The 3,223-nt window shown below is 67.5% G+C and carries 3 protein-coding genes and 1 pseudogene; all 4 read right to left on the reverse strand.

Going from position 1 to position 3,223, the window contains the following annotated elements; genetic code table 11:
• A pseudogene (locus tag D7I43_RS32230) lies at nucleotides 1-654 on the reverse strand (hypothetical protein); the annotation flags it as partial.
• A 65-nt stretch (nucleotides 655-719) separates the two neighbouring features.
• A complete protein-coding gene (locus tag D7I43_RS32235) occupies nucleotides 720-1,469 on the reverse strand; it encodes an ABC transporter ATP-binding protein (RefSeq protein ID WP_338042013.1) in 750 nt (249 codons plus the stop codon).
• 34 nt (nucleotides 1,470-1,503) lie between these two features.
• Nucleotides 1,504-1,866, reverse strand: coding sequence for a hypothetical protein (locus D7I43_RS32240; protein WP_109904541.1), 363 nt, complete (start codon nucleotides 1,864-1,866; stop codon nucleotides 1,504-1,506).
• A 201-nt stretch (nucleotides 1,867-2,067) separates the two neighbouring features.
• Nucleotides 2,068-3,223: helix-turn-helix domain-containing protein (locus D7I43_RS32245; protein ID WP_147427380.1), on the reverse strand; the 1,156-nt coding region annotated here is incomplete at its 5' end.

The following is a 3,223-nucleotide window of genomic DNA, read 5'->3' on the forward strand; positions in this document are numbered from 1 at the left end:
TAGCCACGTCAGTAAGAGGCGGCCGTTGCTGCGGACCGACCCGCGTGACCTGGCCCAAGATGCCAGCGAGGCGGCGAGCAGGCAGATCGCGGTGGAGGCCACAACGGCGAAGATGGTCGTCGGGGGATTTAACTCGAACCTGGGGGTGGTGACGAACTGCCGCACCGGCAGGATCAACCCGATCGGTGTGAGCAGCGATGTATTGGGCAAGCCCATGACCGCGAAGGCGAGCAGCCCGACCGCGGGTGCGATCACCCAGTGCCGGACGGCCGCGCCGAGGCAGAAACCGATCGAGGTCAACGTGGCCAGGCCGGCCAGGCCGACGATCACGTCCTGCAGTGCCAAGGCTCCGGCGGTAGCCTGGCGTGCCGCAGTGATCTCAATCGGAACCAGCCCGACGGCGTGCCCCAGGCAGAGCCAGAACGCCAGGGCAAGCCCATGGATGAGGAACAGGCCGTGGTCCACTCTCGGCCGCAGCGGCGCGGCCACTGGCGACGATCTCGGGAAGTAGGCCGCGCCCAGTGCCGCAGCTGCGGCAGCCGCCACCGACCCAGGGATCCACAGCGACTCATGCCAGGCGGCGGAGACGGCCGCCCAAGTGACGTAGTCGGCGGCGAGCATGCTCCTGTTGATAAGAAACGAACCGGCAGCCATCAGGGCACCTGCGGCCGGGAACACCCAGAGCGGGCCGGGCCAGCCGAGTAGCAGACGTATCCGGCTCATTCGGCACCACCGAACGACATGATCAGGTCGTCGTAGGCGCATTCGAACGGCGACCCCGGTCGGCCATCGACGCCGGTTTGGGTCGTGGCCAGTCCCGCCAGGGGACCTTGATACCGGATCTTGCCGTCGGCCAGGACGGCGACGGTATCCGCGAGATGCTCGACGTCCTCGGTCAGGTGGGTGGATAGCAGCACCGGCCGCTCGGTCCCCAGATGCCGGATCACCTCTCGCACCTTGAGTCGCTGCCCAGGGTCGAGACCGACTGTGGGCTCGTCCAGAATGACGATCCGTGGATCGTGCACGATGCCGGTGGCGAGGGCGACTCGTTGGCGCTGTCCCCCGCTGAGGGTGCGGATCCGCCGTGACCCCAGGTCCAGCGCCTGCATCTTGTCCAGCGCCACGTCGACCGCCTTGTCCGTCCGCGCGGCGTCCACGCCGCTGAGCCAGGCCGCGTAAGCGACGAGGTCGCGCACCTTCGCCAAGCCGGGAAGCGACGGGTTCTGCGGCACGTACCCGATCAACGCCTGCGCCGCCTTGCCGTCGCTGACATTGCGACCGTCGATGACCACCCGTCCTTGATCGGGCCGCGCCAACCCGACGATGCACTTGATCAGCGTGGTCTTCCCCGCCCCGTTCGGGCCCAGCAGGGCGGTCACTCCTCGACCGACGGTGCAGGAGGCGCCGGTAAGCACCCGGCGCCTCCTGTATGAGAACGAGAGGTCCTGAACCTCAACTGTGCCCGTCACTCAATGAACCTCTGTCCTCGTTCGAACGATCCGGTCAGCAGCGGTAGGCCCGCGACGACTCGGCCGACGCCCCGCTGCTGGACTCGAACCTCGAGTAGTAGTTGCCATCGCCGTTTCCGCAGGACCCGTCCACCAGCGCCGTTCCTGCGTCGAAGGACTTCTCGCCCACCTTGTCGTCGGGCCAGTTGTTCCGGTCCTCATAGATGTAGCCGGTGCCGGGAATCGTGTTGGAGCAGCCCTCGCGGCCGACCCATGCGTTGTTGTCGGAGTCCGGCACGTCGGCGCGGAGGGTGCAGGCCTGCACCGTGTTGGAGCCGGCGACGGCGACCCCGGCCCCCACGCCGACCAGGGTGAAGGCGAACGCGCCAGTAGCCAGCGCCCGTGAGATCTTTCGCATAACGACCCTTTCCGTAGTCGCTGCACGCCGCGCGGTTCACGGCGACTCAGCGAAACCTGACTGGGTTGTGATCCACTCGCCGGCTGGGGTCACTCATTGCAGTCGATACCTTGCCTACGGTGCCTGTCAAGGCTCCACGCCGAAGGACTTCATCGATATTTATGATCATTTCAAGCCTGGTCGGCGGCCGTTGTGTCCTGCTCATTGGCGTTGTGTGGTGCGGTCGCGGCGAGGATCGTCAGGGCGCCAGCCGCGTAGCGGTTTGGCGTACCGGTCAAGCAGTTCGGCGGCGCGCGGGTGTCCGAGCATGGCGAGCAGGGCGTGGCCGTCTTCGGTTGGGGTCATCGGGTGGCGGGGCCGGCCTCGGTTGAGCAGGGATTTACCGATGTCGGCCTCGAGCTTGGCGATCTGGGCGGTGAGGGTGGCGGCGCTGACCTTGATCGCGCGGGAGGCGACGTTGATGCTGGGGTAGCCGATAATCTGTTGGAAGCGGCGTAGTCGCAGCCAGCCGTGGGGTGGGCCTTCGACGGCGCGGCGGATCTCCTGCGGCAGGTCGGGGTGGGTGCGGCCGTGGGAGGGCATCCCGGCGAAGCCTTGCGGCCGTCGTGCGATGTTGAAGCGGATCAGGTTGCGGCGGACGGTTTCGGGGGTGAGCTCGACCTCGGCGGCGATGTCGGTGGCGGAGCGCTGGTGGACTTCGGTCTGTTCTCGGAGCCAGTCGGGGTCGAGTGGGACGGGCTTGTTCAGCGTGCGAAGGTCGGTGAGCTCGATGCCGTGGGCTTTGGCGTGTTTGGCGAGGAGTTTGCGGTGGATGCCGGTCTCGGCCTCGATGGTGCGCAGGTTCTTGCCGGCGTCCTGGTACTCGCGTCGGAAGAATTCAGCGGTCAGGAGCGCGGTGGCGCGCTCGCGCAGGCGTCGGCTGGCGGGTGGGGTGTTCCGGCCGTTGTGTTTGCCGGGTCGGTGCAGCTGGCTGATCGCGTAGCGGACGTGTTCGGTGGTGACGCCGAGCATGACGGCTGCGGCGCTGGCGGTGAGCCGCTGGCGGTTGATCAGCTGGTCGACTGCGGCGAGGTCGATGTCGTCAGGCTCGCGTCCGGGCAGGGTGAGCCCTGTGACGCAGTGCCCTGGAGGTGCCCAGGTCAATGGCTCGTCGATGGAGTGGGAGCGCAGCAGGGCGCGGGCGTAGTCGTGCAGGGCCTGGCGCAGCGGTGTGGATAGCCCGCCGTGGAAGGCGAAGAGGTAGTCGTTCTTGTCGCCGGCGTTCGGAAACGCCAGCGGATGCCGGGTGTTGGTGAGGCTCGCGCCGGTGAGCTGGACGAACAGGTAACGGCGGGCGTTGAGATGTCGCGTCGCCTGG

Origin of the sequence: Micromonospora globbae (assembly GCF_003610785.1) — a bacterium.
Lineage (GTDB): Bacteria > Actinomycetota > Actinomycetes > Mycobacteriales > Micromonosporaceae > Micromonospora > Micromonospora globbae.

Excerpts from the sequence above, each read along its gene's own strand:
- D7I43_RS32240 (WP_109904541.1), bottom strand. The coding sequence starts at position 1,866 with ATGCGAAAGATCTCACGGGCGCTGGCTACTGGCGCGTTCGCCTTCACC.